This window comes from Nocardia sp. FBN12 (assembly GCF_050320175.1).
In the GTDB taxonomy this organism is placed as follows: Bacteria; Actinomycetota; Actinomycetes; order Mycobacteriales; family Mycobacteriaceae; genus Nocardia.
In genome coordinates, this window is sequence record NZ_CP190048.1 from 2509476 (window position 1) to 2524303 (window position 14828).

A 14828-nucleotide genomic window follows, 5' to 3' on the forward strand; every position below is an offset into this window, starting at 1 on the left:
CGGCCGCAGCCGCACAATGGGTGGATGCCATCCAGAAAGCTGATCCATGACCGCTGAACTGTCCGGCCTCACCGTCCACATCGACACCGGCCGCTGGAGCGGAACCGTGCTCGCAGACGTGGATCTCGCCGTACCCGCAGGCCGGATCACCGCCGTGCTCGGCGGACCCGGCGCCGGGAAGACGATCCTCGCCTCGGCGCTCACCGGCCGATTGCCAGCAACCGCGCGGCACCAGGGACTCATCTCGATCAACGGCGCAGCCGTCGACGGTCAGCACTGGCACGCGCTGCGTGAACGCATCGTCGGCTATGTGCCGCAAGAAGGTGTGACAGCCTTCGACCCCGACACGACAGTGGGTGCACAGTTGCAGACGCTGCAGCAACGGCACCGAGCGTGGAGTATCGAGCGGGCCTGCGCAGCGGCGCAGTATCCCACCGACACCTTGGACCTGCTCCCCCAGCAACATTCAGGAGGCCAGATCCAACGCGCCGCACTCGCCGCCGCGCTACTGCCCGCGCCACCCGTCCTCATCGCGGATGGACCTACCAATTCCCTCGATGTGGGAACGGCATACGAGGTGTGGAGATCACTGCGCGAGTACGCCGACTCCGGGGCGGCGGTTCTCGTTGTCAGCAACGAAGTCCAGGTACTCGCCCATGGCGGCTTCGCCGACCGGCTCGTGATCTTGCACGAGGGCAGGGTCCTCGCCGCGGGCACCACGGCGGAGCTGACCGAATCCACCGACACCTTCGTGCGGGCCATCCTCGGCGCGAGCCGCTGACCGAACGGCTACCGGCGTGAGGAACTTTCCGTCGATCCCGGTTCCGGGTCAGTGCGCAGGATCCACCGGTTCTTGCCCAGCGCTTTGGCCTGATAGAGGCACTCGTCGGCCTCGGCGAGCAAGTCGGGAACGCGCCTGCCTGCCAAAGGAGTCACCACCGCGCCGATGCTGACCGACACCGATACCGGTCCGCCCGGGAGGGCGAACGGCTCGACGACCGCGGCGTGGAGCAGATCGACGGTCTCGCGGGTCCGGTCGACGGCCGAGGGCGGGAGTACCACGATGAACTCGTCCCCACCGAGGCGAGCGAGCACCTCCTGATCGGTGCTCAGGCATCGCCGCAGGCGTTCGGCGAGCTCGACGAGGATCTGGTCGCCCACGGCATGTCCGTAGGTGTCGTTGACCGCTTTGAACCCGTCGACGTCGAGCGCGCACACCGCCGCGCTCGCACCGGCGGCGGCGGCGCCGATGAGCGAGTGCAGCTCGGTGTGGAGACCACGCCGGTTGGTCAGTCCGGTGAGCGGGTCGTGGTGGGCCTGCCAGTGCAGCCGTTGCGCCGCGGTGTGCTGCTCGGTGAGGTCCTGGCCGAAGCCGAGCAGGTAGGTCCGCTCGCCGTCGTCCGAGAGGCAGTGGGTGACGGTCCAGCCGACCCACCTCGTGGAACCGTCGGGCCGGGTCTGTTCGCTCTCGAACCGCACGGTGCCCGAATCGTTCCCGGCGAGCTCGGCGAAAATACGTTGGCGTTCGACCTCGGCGGTGTCACCGGCCAGGTCGAAGCCGTCGAGTCCCCGTAGGTGGTCGAGCGGGTACCCCAGCAAGCGTTCGAAGGCCGGATTGGCGTCGATGATGCGGCCCCGGGAATCGCCGATGGAGATGGCCACCGATGCGTGCCGGAACGCGATCTCGAACCCGTCGGCGGCGTGCGCGGTCACCGACTCGGAGGTGAGACTGCGCCCGATGCCGAGACCGAATCGCGAGGCCAGGCTCGTCAGCACCTCCGGTGTCACGCCGGCGTGCACGCAGACTTCACGCAGGGTCGGCAGCGAAGCGTCGATGGCGGCGGGAGACCGGAAACCCAGATCGGCGACCGCGATCCCGAGATTCTCACCGATGGTCGGATCCCAGGCGGGGTTGGCCAGCGAGATCAGCAGCCGGGCCAGGAGATCTTCGAGGATGTCGACGAGCTCGTCTTCTCCACGTCCCAGGGTCGCCACCGTAGCCAGTTGCGCGGCCCATTGTCGGGCGAACCGTCGAGCGGGCACCATCGATATCACCTCCCTGGACTCCGGAACTCTTTCGAGCAGTAAAGCAACGATTGCCTCACTGCATGCGAACATCGGATCAGCAGGGTGTCATCGTGAGGTCATCTGCCCGTAGTGGTCGGTCCGGCAGGGCTGGTGGGCGAGGTCGTCGCGCCGGTGGTCGGCGCGGCCGGATTGCCTGGCACCGCTTCGTTGCCATAGAAAACCGGCAGCATGCCTTTGACCAGCACCAGCGCCGACCCCTCGCCCGACGGCACCGTCGCCAGGTTCGTGGCGACCACGATCGTGAGGTCCGACGCGGGGTCATGGCCCATGAACGTCATGAATCCGGGTATCTGACCGTCGTGTCCGAACAGATGCAAGCCGAATCTGACGATCCCGAGACCGTAGCCCGCGACGTCGGGAGCGGCCGGATCGATCGGCTGGATGCTGTCCATGCGCACTCGCTGCATCTTTTCGTCGAGTAGGTCGCCCTCGACCAGTGCCCGCACATACGTAGCCACATCATCGACCGTCGATATCGCGGCACCCGCCGTCCACGTCCACGACGGGCTCGCGTCGGTGGCGTTGCTGGGTTGCAGTGTGCCCGCGAGAGCGGCGGCCTGTTCCTCGGGCGGCAGGGCGAACGTGTCGATAGTGGAGACATTGGTGCCGAACGCGTAACCCTGCGGGTGCGGATCGGGGATCGAGTGGTCGGCCGCCGCAGGCAGCGAGGTGTGTTTCAGACCGAGCGGCTCGAAGATCCGCTTCTGGAAATTCTCGGCCGCTGACATCTTCGTGATCTTCTCGATCACGAGCCCGAGCAGGATGATGTTGGTATTGCAGTAATCGAATTTCGCCCCCGGGGCGAAATTGACAGGGTGCGAGAAGGCGATCGCGAGCAACTCCTCTGGCGTCCACACCCGGTTCGGGTCACTGTCGAGCATCGCGTTGAACTGCGGATCGAAAGTGTAACTGTAGAGCCCGCTTCGCATTTCGGAGAGCTGAGCGATAGTGATCTCGTCCCCGTTCGGAACACCTGGCCAATATTTGGCGATCGGGTCCTCGAGTGCGAGCTTGCCCTCCTGCACCAACTGCACGATGACCGTCGACGTCATCGTCTTCGTGTTGCTCGCGATCCGGAAGTAGTCGTCTACCGACATCGGGTCGTTCGCACCGATGACACGGGTGCCGAACGTCTCGGTCCAATCGCCCTCCTTCGGCGATTTGACGACCACGACCGCGCCCGGGATGACATTGTCCTTCATCAGCTGGGTAATCACCGGTCTTAGGGTGGCGGCATACGCGGGTTCGACCGCCGAACCGACCGACGAACTCGTGGCTCCGCCGCCGGAATCCGACGACGTCCCGCAGCCGGCGGCAATGAACAATCCCGCGGTCACGACACAAACTGCGATACTCGTCCGGTGTCCCATAATTCTCCGTTCAGCGTTTGCTCAGGAGTGGGTGATGTCGCGCGATCCAACCTTAACTCCCCCCAGTCGAACCCGGTAGAAATCAATCAGCAACCCATTGATGACGTGGATGCCCAGTAGTAGCCGGTGCCGCTCGGGGCCACGACGAGGATCCGCGCGGCGCGGCCAGCGCGTCGACAGTGGTGCCCGGGACCGGGATCGGCGTCGGTCCCGACGGGAGGACGAGCGAGAGCGCTGCGCGCGGTGCCAAACGAGTGCTCGGAACCGGAACAAACAGCAGGTCAGCCAGGCGATTTGGTTTCCGACAGCGCGTCGGATAATCTTTTGGCACACCAGCAAGTCCGGGTGGCGGAATGGCAGACGCGCTAGCTTGAGGTGCTAGTGCCCGTATTAGGGCGTGGGGGTTCAAGTCCCCCTCCGGACACCAGTGCTATCCCCACACAGGGATGCACTAACAGTTGCACGATGCTCCAGGTGTGCAAAGCGCACCTGGAGCTCAAACGCGTAGAGCTCTATCTTATGATCTGGTGCACCCGCAGCGAGAATCGCGCGGACATCACCCAAGGACTCGATCAGTTTGCGGAGTTCAGTGTCAGTCAGCCTCTCAACCTTCGGAAGGTTGTTCAGCTCAACCTCCGCAGCCGCCTTTTCCGCCTGAGCTGAATTCAGTGCCTCAACGACAGCCTGAGGATCGACCCCGGCTTCGATCGCCGCGAGATGACGCCCGATCTTCATCTGCGCCTGTCCCATACGTTGGCGCAACGCCTGACGGCGAGAATCGATGCCGTCGTCGTTCTGGGCATCCACGAATGCCGCAACGGTGGTGTCCAGATTCTTCCGATCGAACAGGGTCGCGAGCCAGCCGTCGACAGGTTCGATGAGATGCGACTCGCGCAGATTCACCGTCCGGGGATGCTCGTGCTGAGTCGCACTGCCAGGAGCTAAACTCCGTGCGCGGCAACGATAGTAGACGGCTCCCCGCAGCACTTCGCCCTGCATCTTGCGGCCGCAGGCACTGCAGTAGACCCGCCCCCGCAACAGGTAGATACCACCGGAGCGAATTGGCCTGGTCCGCTCGAGCCGGCTGCGGGAACGGTTACTCATCCCTGCCCGCTTGCGGCGCAGAAGCGTTGCCTCAGTGAAGGTCTCGACTGAAACGATCGCCGGATGCGCTGGCCGACGGGACCTGACGATGCGTTCGGAGGGCGAACGCTTGAACCGGACGACATGCCCTGCGGCGACGTCGTCGGGATCCAACAACTCTTCGCGTTTGCTCCAACGCCCGAAGATCGCATAGCCCGTGTAGCGCGGGTTCTGCAGAATCGCTGCAACCGTAGAGCCCTGCCAGCCGTCACCGGCACGATGCTTGTTCTGCTCGCGACGATGCGCCGACGGGCACGGAATTGCTCCGGCGACGACCATGGCAACCTGCGGAGCCGTCAAGATGGCGGGAGAAGACCCCGCGCGCGATCATGGACCATCCCCGCGGGGCGCGGGCGGCATAGTCCAGACGGCCACGTCACCGCACACGCGGGGATGGACGCAAAGAGCGGTCGATGTTTTCGGTGGCGTTTGCGCCGTCCACCCGTCTCTTGCGCTGACGATTGCACAACTCCCGTTGCGTTGCTCCGTTTGCGGGCTATCATTTTATGATGCAGAAACGATGCATGACCGTATCGCGGGACTTCATCCGCCAAGAGATAGATCACCCCAGTGCATTCCGCCACTCTTGCATTCGATCCTGCGGCCCCTCCCCAAAGCCCACACGCCCTTTGACGCCCCTGATCGCGGCAACAGATTTCCGAACCCGGTTGCTCCAAGGCAGACTGTAGCGATGCCTGCCGGTTCCACTCCCGCTTCCGACGCGGCCGGGTATACGGTACGCGCGGTCGCCGAGCGGGTCGGCATACCAACCGCTACCCTGCGCAGCTGGAACCGTCGATACCGCATCGGCCCCACCGATCACCAGCCGGGGAAGCATCGCCTCTACAACGCCTCCGATATCGCCGACCTGGAACACATGCTGACCCAGATCCGTGCGGGCGCGAGTCCAGCCGGCGCGGCAGCGTCGGTGGCTAGGCGGCGCGCCACTCCCACACGCGGCGATTGGACCTCGCTGCTCACGGCCGTGTTCGCTATCGACACCCGGACAGTGTCTGCACTCCTCACAGCACATCTGGAAGCCTTCGGAGTCATCGACACCTGGGACCTACTCTGCCGCCCCGCCTTCACCGCGATCGTCACGCGCCAGCTCGACGGCGAGGGCTGCATCGACATCGAACACCTGCTGTCGTGGTCGATCACAGCAGCTCTGCACAGCTACATCCCAACCTCTGTGCGCGCAGACAGTCATTCCGCGGTTTTGGCATGTACGAGCGGAGAAACCCACGCACTTCCGCTCGAGGCATTGCGGGCGGCGCTCGCCGAGCGCGGTGTAGGCACCTGGATGCTGGGCGCCGACATGCCCACGGATGCCATCGCCAACACCCTCGCGCGCACCGGTCGCAGCCCCGACGTTGCACTGTGGTCCCAGCACGAGTCCACCGCGCTCACATCGGCAATACACGCCTGCGCTTCTGCCGGAGCACGAGTGTTCGTCGGCGGACCTGGCTGGGACACGATTATCCTGCCGGATGCAGCAATTCCGATCACGACGCTGGCCGACGCGGTAGATCGGATCGCTCACCCCGCGCCCGCGCGTCATGAGATCGGGTCCACCAGACCTGATACGGCCTGAGAAGCTCGCTACAGCAAACCTGCGGCCATCTCCCGACACCCGCCGCACACCAGGTGGAGATCGTCGCGCACACCCCGACTGCCGTACGGAACGTCGCTGGTAGCCATCGGATTCAGTTTAGAGAGGTCAGCACCTCGATCGCCCGAGTGGCGATCACGCGATATTGCCGAAACAGATCGTCCACAGAGCTTGAATACGGTCGGGACTGTGACCCCGAACGAGGGTGGCAGCATCCGCCACGCGCATCCGCTGGTCAACACGTAGACCACGGCGGTGAAACACGGCCCGTTCATCGGTCGGTGCGGTCCCGCCGCCTTGGCGGCGGAGTGAGAACGCCGGCAACAACGGCGCGACCAGCTCCCACAGCTCATCGGGCACCAAACGCAACGACAATTTGTCGGTTACGACCGAAGATCATGCACCACACCAGATTCCGGTCAGATCGCGACTACCCGACTACGACGTGAGACATCCTCTAAGGCTCCATCCTGCGGGAAACCGATACGCGTCAATGCCGACTCGACGCGCGGTTGCATGCGAAAGGATGCGCGAACCGCCGAAATCATGAATCATTTATGCATCCAGCATGACCAGGCAAGGCGCTCGCCGCGCGAGTCCTTCGAGTCAGAGGAATGCGGAGATGCCAATAGATGTCGTGGTGGGCACGTGGTTGGCGGATCTGGCAGATATCGAGGCGCCGGACCGCGACCGCCACCCTTGTCCGATCTCTGCATCCGCAACCGAAAGGGGATGATCGCGCATGCGGTGTGTGTTTTTCGGTGCAACTGGCTACCGAGTAGTGCTACCGGTCCCGGTGCTCACACCATGGCTATCGGCGCAATGGGTCAACCTGGTGACCCCAGTGCCGCGTGCTATGGCCGTTCCGCTCATAGAATCACTCGTCCATGAAGTCGTGTGCGGCGAGCACGATATCTCCGTGCACATCCCCGATCCCGCAGAAGGCCTCACCCGCTACGAACGTGCCGTGGAGTTGGCGTTGACTCGAATTCGCAACGCCGAGGTACCCACCCGCTGGTCCGACGCCAGCACCTTCGGCGCGCCGTCGGATCCGCTGCCCACCGACCCGGCTTGGTCCAGTGGCTCCCTCTACGAGGATCTTCGCGAGCACCACTCCCACGCAGACCCCGACACCCTCTGGGCAGTAATCGAATCCATCGGCGGCGAGAACGGCTGGTATTCATTTCCGCTCGCCTGGTCACTACGCGGCTGGATCGACCGAGTCACCGGCGGAGTCGGTTTACCGCCGAGGCCGCAACCACCCACACCACCTGCATCTGGGCGAAGCCTTGGACTGGTGGCGCGTCGAACACATCGACCGACCCCATTTGCTGCGACTTCGCGCCGAAATGCAGGTCCCGGGACTGGCATGGCTCGAACCAGGCGTCGAACCCGACCCGAACGGGGGCTCCCGCTACTGGCAGCGGGCGATATTCCAACCCCACGGACTTGCCGGGCACCTCTACTGGAAGGCAATCACACCGTTTCACAACGCCGTGTTCGGCGGCATGGTCCGCAACATCACCGGAACCGCCGAACGCACCTCCTCCGACGGCGCGGCTAGGCCAAGTTGAAGCTTAACTACAGTCTGGAGGAATGTCTTGGCTCGCTACCTGTTAGCCGCCGCCACGATTGCCGGACATGTCATCCCGATGCTGCACATCGGCGCCGATCTACGTCGCCGCGGCCACGATGTATGCCTGCTGACCGGCGCCGACTACCGCGACCAGGCCCACCGAGCCGGACTACGATTCGCGGTGCTGCCACCAGAGGCGCACATCCACCCGCCACCACCCGCTCGACCGAGCAGGCTTCCGCCGATGATTCGCCGCTACCTGCGGGGACGCGCCGAGCTGTCGTCGGTGTTCATCGCGCCACTGACTGCGCAATCCGACGCGCTTGAAGAGGCCCTGCGCCGAGAACCGATCGACGCCGTGCTGGTCGATCTCGCCTTCACCGGCGCGCTCGCGCACCTGCTCGCAGGGCATCCCCGCCCGCCGATTCTGGTGTGTGGCGTCGGTCCGCTGACGTTGTCGAGCGTCCATACGCCACCGTTCGGTATGGGCTGGCCGCCTCGGCAATCGGTGAACTACGACAACATGACCCGGTTCGTTCATCGGGTCATGTTCGCCAGTACGCAGAAGCGACTCAACCTAGCCCTGCAGCAGGTCGGTGTCGCACGGTCGCCGGTCTTCCTCGCCGACTGGCCACGACTGGCTGACAAAGTGCTGCAACTGACCGTGCCCAGCTTCGAATATCCCCGCAGCGACCTGCCCGGCACCGTCACGTTCACTGGCCAGATCTTCCCGTCCGCACCCGACGAACGAGGCGATCCGCCCTGGGCGGATCGGCTGGGCATCGCGCGAACGATAATCCACGTCACGCAAGGGACCTGGGACAACACCGACCTCGACCAGCTCATCGGACCCACCCTGCGCGCGCTCGCCGACCGCGACGACTGTCTTGTCATCGCCACGACCGGCGGCGGGCCTATCCACACCCTCAGCACGCCGATCCCAGACAACGTCTATCTCACCGATTACCTGTCCTACGAACAGCTGTTGCCCAGGGTGGATCTCGTGATCACCAATGGCGGGTACGGCGGCGTGCAACACGCCCTCCGCTACGGCATACCTGTAATCGTCGCCGGAGAGACCGCGGACAAAGCTGAAGTCGCAGCCCGCGTTGCGCATACCAACACCGGGATCAACCTCGGCACAGCACATCCGACACCCGGTGTCATCCGCTCCGCAGTCGATCGGATTTTAACCGACCCCAGTTATCGCACCTCAGCACACCAGCTACGCCGCGACTTCATCGCCGCAACACCACTGAAAACAATCGCCGATGCACTCGCTGAGGTCACCGGCAACCCGATTCCACTGGCCGATGCCGAGTAGGGGTTGCCTCCACTTACCGGCACCGATAAGTGGAGACAGCACGTCAGGGCACGGTGTCCTCGACCCCAGCTTGGGAAGCTGACTATTCGAGGTCGGATCTACGGCTCACCCGATCGTGCAAGACCTCATCCAAGGGAGACGCATCCGTTCAACGTCTGGAGGTCCCCAGCGAGCGCGGGGCCACCAGTGCAGGTCGGTCTGGTCACCCCATCGATGGTGACGTTCGCACCCGGGCCCGCGATCCCGAGCGCCAAGCCGGGACGAACACCGGTAGCGTCGACGGTGGATCCTTGACCGAACGCAATCGCGGCCGGCCCGGCAAGGCGCTGTGCTTGCGATGTCGCGGCACCTCCGCCGATGCCGAGCGCCAGAGCAAGCCCCTGCGGCCCGGTGGATGCCGTAGCCGATCCGTCGAGTCCGAACGCGGCGGCGGCGCTTCCGCCGACGCTCGACGCGGAGCATTGGGCAGTGTCCGAGGAATTCTCGATCGTGCCCGCTCCGGGAACTCGGCATTCAACTGGCGCTGCGGCGGCAGTCGGAGCCATCGCGATCACACCCGCAATCGCGATGGCCGCGCCGAACCCGACTCCTGCCGCTCGGCCGTAGTGGTGACTGTTCATTTCAATCTCCTCTAGAGCTGTTCACTGCGTCTCGTCGAGATATCGACCGGATCTTCACTGCGGCATCAGAACCGAATCGATCAGGTAGACAGTGGCGTTGGCAGTATCGACGCCACCGCAGATCACTGCCGCGTCGTTGACTTTCAGGTCGTCACCGGAGCCGGTGACAGTCACCGTGCCACCCTGCACCGTCGTTTGGGTGCCCGCGATGGCGTTCGGCGCGATCCGGCCGGGCACTACGTGATAGGTGAGAATCTTCTCCAGTGTGGGGGTGTCGGTCTTCAAGCTCTCGATGGTGGCCGGGTCGATCTCAGCGAAGGCTTCGTCCACCGGAGCGAAGACCGTGAACTCGCCACCGTTGAGGGTGTCGACCAAGTTGACCTGCGGATTCAGCTTGCCCGACACCGCGGCGGTGAGGGTGGTCAGGAGCGGATTGTTCGATGCCGCCACTGCCACCGGCTCTTTGGCCATGCCTTCCACCGACCCCGGACCGGTCGGGACTTGCGCGGCATACTCAGCGCAGCCCGGGCCCACCAGATTCGCTCCGACCGAGGCACCCGTGGTCGGTGCCATTGATTCTGTCGACATCGGTTGCGCCGTTGTTGTTGCCGCCGAGTCCGACGACGAATCATCTGACGTACACGCCACAGAGCCGAACAAGGCCATCGCCACCACCCCTACTCCTGCCACGCTCACTCGTACGTTGATACTCATCGCGTTCACTCTCTTCTCTTCCGACGAGGCAGCGGGATTCGCCACCACGATTTCCGACGTTCATCGAACCTTTGTCCAGGTCACGCCAGCGGCCGAAGAGGAGTCTCCACCCGAGATCGATCATGCGGGCTTGTGCGAAACATCCGTCACTGCGAGAAGTTGCTGAGTGGTCGCCAACATGCGCGGTTATCACTTCAAGTGATGCTAGGAGCGTAACGGACACGATCGGGCAAACGATGCAGAATTGACGCATTACTGTCGGGGTCTACTCGATGCGTTGGCGAGTGCGCAATTGGTAGCGACGCTCCGCGTAGGCGAGGTCGTCACGCCACAACCGGGTCGCGGCGTGTGCCATCAGCGGCCTCAGCGCGGCACCGGCATGACGAGCAACGCGGAAACCACGCCGGGGACTGTCTGCGATCACTGCTTCGATGACTGCCGTGCGTGGCTGCCCGTCAGGTCCGGCACCCAGCGGAGTGGCGTGGGTTTCGACGACGCTGCCCGCTCCTTCGCCGTCGATGATGCGCATCGTCAGCGTTCGCGGTTCCGGACTGATGAATTCGGCGTGCACGGGGACGCCGAGCCGACCGCCGACCCGGAAGGTGACCGCGACGACGAACCGTTCCACAGAGTCGGCCGCGTCGTGTTCTGCCGCTGGGGATTCGAGTACCTCTAGATGGGTGAACGAGTAGGGGTGGAACCAGGATCCGTGCCAGGGGTCGAGCCGGTTGGCGATGATGTCGGCGGGCTCACATACTCCGGTCACGGTGGCGACCGCCGAGATCACGCGATCCGATGTTGGACGAGCACCGATGACCGGCGCATCCAAGGGCGGTTCATCGCCGATGTGGTCGAGCCGGACCCAGACCAGAACGCCGTCGTCGTGGCACGGCAGCGCTGACCAACCCGGTCCACCGGCACCGCTTACCCGCAGGCCGTGCCAGCGGCATACCAGTGCCCCGCAGTCGACCCGCGCCTGCGCCAAAGGCGCACCGAGGTGGGGACACGCACCGGGTCCGACCACCAGGCGTTGGTGCTGGTCGCGCCAGGCCACGAGCTCTACGCCGGCGACCGTGGCACCGGAAGGCCGATCGTTTCGAATGTCACGGCTGGCGCCGAAGACGTACCAGTTACCCGACGGACGATTCTGCGACCGCTCCAAAGCGGCGCCGATGACCGCCGGGTCGGCGTCGCGATAGGTGGGATTTTGTGTGGACCAGCGTTCGGAATCGACAGGTTGCACCGGCCAGCCGGTGGGCCAGCGCCGAAAGATCCTGTCGCTCATACAGATTCCTCCTGAAGTGTCGCTTTCGACATAGTGCGCGCGGCGAGACGGCGCAGCACGGCGTGTCGTCCGGTGGTAGGCACCGTGTACAGGTCGTGCCCAGGCATGCCCCATTGCGTGAGCAGCGCATTCGCCGCGGTCCAGCCGGTCGTGGCAGCACGTTCCATCAATGCCACAGGCAGGTCGATACGGATGCCGTCGCCGGCCAACATCAGCTTGTCGTGTGGTGTCCGGACGGCCGGGCGGTGAGCGTGGTCGCCTACCCCGAACATGGGGCAATCCTGTCGCCACTGCGCATGTTCACCGACGATCCGCGCATCGGCTGTCTCCGGATACAGACGGTGGAGTCGGGCGAGGAGCTGCGCGCGGATCTCACGCTCGAGCTGCGGTGTCCGAACCTCGGACAGTGCGTAGGCATGCAGTTCGAGCACCGCACCGTTGTGCTGCTCGGCCCAGGAGCGGGCCTGATTCTCATAGCGGTCAAGGACGCTGATGTTGTCCAGCGGAGGCATGCCGCCGGTCGCGAGAAACGCGGGCCTGTCCCCCGCGACGGGCCGATCGAGCCACAGGCGATGGACGAGAAACGGTGGGGCGCTGCGCAACGCCTGGATCCGTGAGCGCCATTCGGCATTGCCGAGATCCGGGGAGTCGGCGACGATACGACGCAGCCCGGCGACGTCGGTCGCCAGCACAATCGCATCGGCATCGACAACGCCCCCCACGTCGTCGTGGACCCGGAAGGTTCGGTCGCCGCCAGCCTGCACTCTGGCGACCGTCACTCCGGTGCGGATCCGGGCTCCGCGCGATTCGAGGTGTTCGCTCAGCGGCGACCACAGCGCGGTGTCGTAGTTCGACGTCGGCACGTCGAAGAGCAGACCCTCGCTGGAACCGAGGAAATAGATGTGGAACATGGCAGCCAGTTCGGCGGCCGACATCTGCTCCGGTGGCGCGAAGAAGCTCCGGGAGAACACTTCGAAGGCCAGGTGGCGTGCGGCGACGGGAAATTTGATCTTCTGCAGAAACGTTTCCGCGTCCACATGATCCAACTGCTCGTAGATGGCGGGCACCGATACCATCGCCAACGGGGCCGCGGCCCGGGCATCGAGTCGGCACAACTCGTGCAGCGGAAACGTTGAGCTGCGCGCCGCGAAGGCGAGCGCGTTCCATGGCGGCGTGAGCGGCAGGCCACGGAAGGAATCGTGGCGACCTTCGGCATCCAGCAGCGGGTAGTCGTCGACGCGCATCATGCGCTGCAGCATGGGATCGGTGCGGCGCAACAATTGCCGCAGGTTGTAGTACTGCCGGAAGAAGGCATGAAAGCCGCGGTTCATGGCGATCGGGGTGCCGTCGGGAAGGGTGTCTGTCCAACCGCCGACGCGGCCGCCGAGATAGTCCTGGCCTTCGATCACCTCCACACCGATGCCGCGTTCGGCGAGTCCGGTAGCGGCGGTCAGCCCGGCGATGCCGGCGCCGACCACTACCACGTATGGGCGTGTGCCCGGCCTATGGCTGACAGGGCGGGCGGCGACATGGTGGACGATGCGCCGATCGCGGCCGATCGCGGCGTCCACTAGCTCTCATCCCCATCCAGGTTGTGAGATGGATCGGGAATCGCCAGGAACGTGTGCACGATGCCGTGTTGCCAGCCCGAAACGGTTTCGCTACCGACGGCCGTGTAGCCGTTGTCGCGCAGCCGCTCTCGGAATCGAGAGGTGCTGTCGAAGGAAACGACGCTTCGTTGCAGGTGCCGGTACAGAGTGGCGTCTCGGCTGAGCATCCACCCCGCGGGCACGATGATGGTGCGGCACACCGTGTTCCAGACGATGCGAGCCCACCTCGATTCCGCCACCGAGTATTCGTGCACCCCCAAGGGGGCGCCTGGGCGGAGCAAAGCGGCGAACGCGCGAAGTTGGGCGTCAGGATCGGCGAGATTACGCATGAGATAGGCGGCGAAGATTCCGTCGAAGGGGCCGACAACGCCTGCGGCCTCGATACTCTCGATGCGGCTGTGTACGAACCGGACCGAATCGGGCCACGGTTTGGCACGCGCTCGTTCGAGCATCTGTGCCGATCCGTCGACAGCGACGATCTCTGCGTGCGGGGCGACCGATAGCAACGCGGCGGTGGAAGCACCTGTGCCGCAGCCGGCGTCGAGCAGTCGCAGACCTGCCCCGCGGTCGGGAAGTTGCATCCGACGCGCGGAGGTGCGCAGGTGTTTGTGATAGCCGGGGTTCACCGCGACGAGTCGGTCGTAATCGTTGGCGACCGCGTCGAAGGCAGCCGGGACCTCCTCGCGCGACAGCCCGTCGACGCCGATTCGGGAGTCATTCATAAGCGCGCACCTTTCGATCCCGGATTCGTTCGCGTTCCCACAGCAGCAAGACCGCGGTGACCATGGCGAAGCCGAACAGGAAGTCCTCGATCGGGATGTCCCATGGCAACCGGATCCCGGTGATGTGTGTCGAGTTGTAGAGCACCAAGGGTGCTGAGAGTTTGGTGAGCCAGCCGTCGACCACGATCTGAAAGCTGAGCACGATGATCATGGACAGCCAATAGCCGGGCCGACGGAACAGTCCGGTTCGCAGGATCGCGAGCTCCCATCCGCACACGAGGGCCACCGCGACCAGCGCGGGCAACGTATAACCGAGGCCGGTCATCGGGTCCGCTCCGAAGGTGACGAGGATGCTGCGGTGGGGCGCAGCCGATGGAGAATCGCCTCGACCGCGCTATAGGTGAGCAGTGCACACAGCGGGATGACGAGGAAGAAGACCAGCTCCTCGACCGGTATCGCCAGGGGTAGCGACCAGCCAGTCAGGTAGCGCGGGCTGTAGGTCCAGACACCGGCAGCGATAGCGATCGCGTCCCATACGAGGAAGACGGCGGCGACCGGGAACACGCAACGGGCAAGCCGGGCGGGGCGCCGGTATACGCCCCCGCCGAAGGACTCCAGCGGCAGGGTTCCCGCCAGACATAGTCCCATGACGATCAGGTACTGCCAGCGCTCCATCGTGTCACCTAACTCTCGGTCAACAACACGCGGTCCAAGCGGTGAAACCATCGGTCCATCAGGTCAGGGATCCCGAGGCTTCAGGTGCT

General features: G+C 64.7%; 15 protein-coding genes, 1 tRNA gene and 2 pseudogenes. 7 read left to right on the forward strand and 11 right to left on the reverse strand.

All coding sequences use genetic code 11. The features are described from left to right. Positions 1-46: 46 nt before the first annotated feature. Complete coding sequence (locus ACQHI0_RS12155; protein WP_427908042.1) at positions 47-781, forward strand: ATP-binding cassette domain-containing protein; 735 nt, start codon at positions 47-49, stop codon at positions 779-781. Between the two features lie 8 nt (positions 782-789). On the opposite strand, the gene ACQHI0_RS12160 is transcribed toward ACQHI0_RS12155, so the two are convergent. Together ACQHI0_RS12160 and ACQHI0_RS12165 are read right to left on the reverse strand one after the other, a co-directional pair. After that, positions 790-2046 (reverse strand): diguanylate cyclase domain-containing protein, encoded by a 1257-nt coding sequence (locus ACQHI0_RS12160; RefSeq protein WP_427908043.1) that lies wholly within the window; start codon positions 2044-2046, stop codon positions 790-792. Positions 2047-2144: 98 nt separating this feature from the next. Then, entirely contained in the window at positions 2145-3305 is a 1161-nt protein-coding gene (locus ACQHI0_RS12165) for a serine hydrolase domain-containing protein (RefSeq protein ID WP_427908044.1), read from the reverse strand. Between the two features lie 492 nt (positions 3306-3797). Between ACQHI0_RS12165 and ACQHI0_RS12170 the strand changes: the two genes are divergently transcribed. Then, positions 3798-3885, forward strand: a tRNA-Leu gene (locus ACQHI0_RS12170). Here the strand turns inward: ACQHI0_RS12170 and ACQHI0_RS12175 are convergent. After that, entirely contained in the window at positions 3864-4880 is a 1017-nt protein-coding gene (locus ACQHI0_RS12175; protein WP_427908045.1) for a recombinase family protein, read from the reverse strand. The genes ACQHI0_RS12170 and ACQHI0_RS12175 overlap by 22 nt on opposite strands. A gap of 307 nt (positions 4881-5187) precedes the next feature. On the opposite strand from ACQHI0_RS12175, the gene ACQHI0_RS12180 reads away from it, so the two are divergent. Continuing rightward, positions 5188-6195 carry a MerR family transcriptional regulator gene (locus ACQHI0_RS12180; protein WP_427908046.1) on the forward strand — a complete coding sequence of 336 codons (1008 nt, stop codon included), beginning with the start codon at positions 5188-5190 and terminating at the stop codon, positions 6193-6195. A 188-nt stretch (positions 6196-6383) separates the two neighbouring features. Here the strand turns inward: ACQHI0_RS12180 and ACQHI0_RS12185 are convergent. Then, positions 6384-6573 (reverse strand): annotated as a pseudogene (locus tag ACQHI0_RS12185) (transposase); the annotation flags it as partial. Between the two features lie 496 nt (positions 6574-7069). Here ACQHI0_RS12185 and ACQHI0_RS12190 point away from each other — a divergent pair. The 3 genes and pseudogenes from ACQHI0_RS12190 to ACQHI0_RS12200 form a co-directional block, all read left to right on the forward strand. Continuing rightward, a pseudogene (locus ACQHI0_RS12190) lies at positions 7070-7384 on the forward strand (DUF2867 domain-containing protein); the annotation flags it as partial. A 118-nt stretch (positions 7385-7502) separates the two neighbouring features. Beyond that, on the forward strand, positions 7503-7787 hold the full coding sequence (locus tag ACQHI0_RS12195; protein WP_427908047.1) for a DUF2867 domain-containing protein: 285 nt from the start codon (positions 7503-7505) through the stop codon (positions 7785-7787). A 27-nt stretch (positions 7788-7814) separates the two neighbouring features. Beyond that, the gene (locus tag ACQHI0_RS12200; protein ID WP_427908048.1) at positions 7815-9113 is read left to right on the forward strand and encodes a glycosyltransferase; all 1299 of its coding nucleotides are present in this window, start codon (positions 7815-7817) and stop codon (positions 9111-9113) included. A gap of 125 nt (positions 9114-9238) precedes the next feature. Here the strand turns inward: ACQHI0_RS12200 and ACQHI0_RS12205 are convergent, their stop codons facing one another. Then, positions 9239-9733, reverse strand: coding sequence for a DUF6764 family protein (locus tag ACQHI0_RS12205; protein ID WP_427908049.1), 495 nt, complete (start codon positions 9731-9733; stop codon positions 9239-9241). A 54-nt stretch (positions 9734-9787) separates the two neighbouring features. Further along, positions 9788-10399, reverse strand: coding sequence for a fasciclin domain-containing protein (locus ACQHI0_RS12210; RefSeq protein ID WP_427909145.1), 612 nt, complete (start codon positions 10397-10399; stop codon positions 9788-9790). Here ACQHI0_RS12210 and ACQHI0_RS12215 point away from each other — a divergent pair. Continuing rightward, the gene (locus ACQHI0_RS12215) at positions 10293-10613 is read left to right on the forward strand and encodes a hypothetical protein (protein ID WP_427909400.1); all 321 of its coding nucleotides are present in this window, start codon (positions 10293-10295) and stop codon (positions 10611-10613) included. The genes ACQHI0_RS12210 and ACQHI0_RS12215 overlap by 107 nt on opposite strands. A 99-nt stretch (positions 10614-10712) precedes the next feature. Here ACQHI0_RS12215 and ACQHI0_RS12220 read toward each other — a convergent pair whose 3' ends face one another. Genes ACQHI0_RS12220 through ACQHI0_RS12240 form a run of 5 tightly spaced genes read right to left on the reverse strand, consistent with a single transcriptional unit; the run spans position 10713 to position 14739 of the window. Next, positions 10713-11732, reverse strand: coding sequence for a DUF5914 domain-containing protein (locus tag ACQHI0_RS12220; protein ID WP_427908050.1), 1020 nt, complete (start codon positions 11730-11732; stop codon positions 10713-10715). Beyond that, on the reverse strand, positions 11729-13303 hold the full coding sequence (locus ACQHI0_RS12225; protein WP_427908051.1) for an FAD-dependent oxidoreductase: 1575 nt from the start codon (positions 13301-13303) through the stop codon (positions 11729-11731). The genes ACQHI0_RS12220 and ACQHI0_RS12225 overlap by 4 nt, the downstream gene beginning before the upstream one ends. Next, a complete protein-coding gene (locus ACQHI0_RS12230) occupies positions 13303-14064 on the reverse strand; it encodes a class I SAM-dependent methyltransferase (protein ID WP_427908052.1) in 762 nt (253 codons plus the stop codon). Before ACQHI0_RS12230 ends, ACQHI0_RS12225 begins: the two co-directional genes overlap by 1 nt. After that, the gene (locus ACQHI0_RS12235; RefSeq protein ID WP_427908053.1) at positions 14057-14389 is read right to left on the reverse strand and encodes a lycopene cyclase domain-containing protein; all 333 of its coding nucleotides are present in this window, start codon (positions 14387-14389) and stop codon (positions 14057-14059) included. Before ACQHI0_RS12235 ends, ACQHI0_RS12230 begins: the two co-directional genes overlap by 8 nt. Continuing rightward, positions 14386-14739: a lycopene cyclase domain-containing protein gene (locus ACQHI0_RS12240; protein WP_427908054.1), complete on the reverse strand. Its 354-nt coding sequence runs from the start codon at positions 14737-14739 to the stop codon at positions 14386-14388. The genes ACQHI0_RS12235 and ACQHI0_RS12240 overlap by 4 nt, the downstream gene beginning before the upstream one ends. Positions 14740-14828 lie beyond the last annotated feature (89 nt).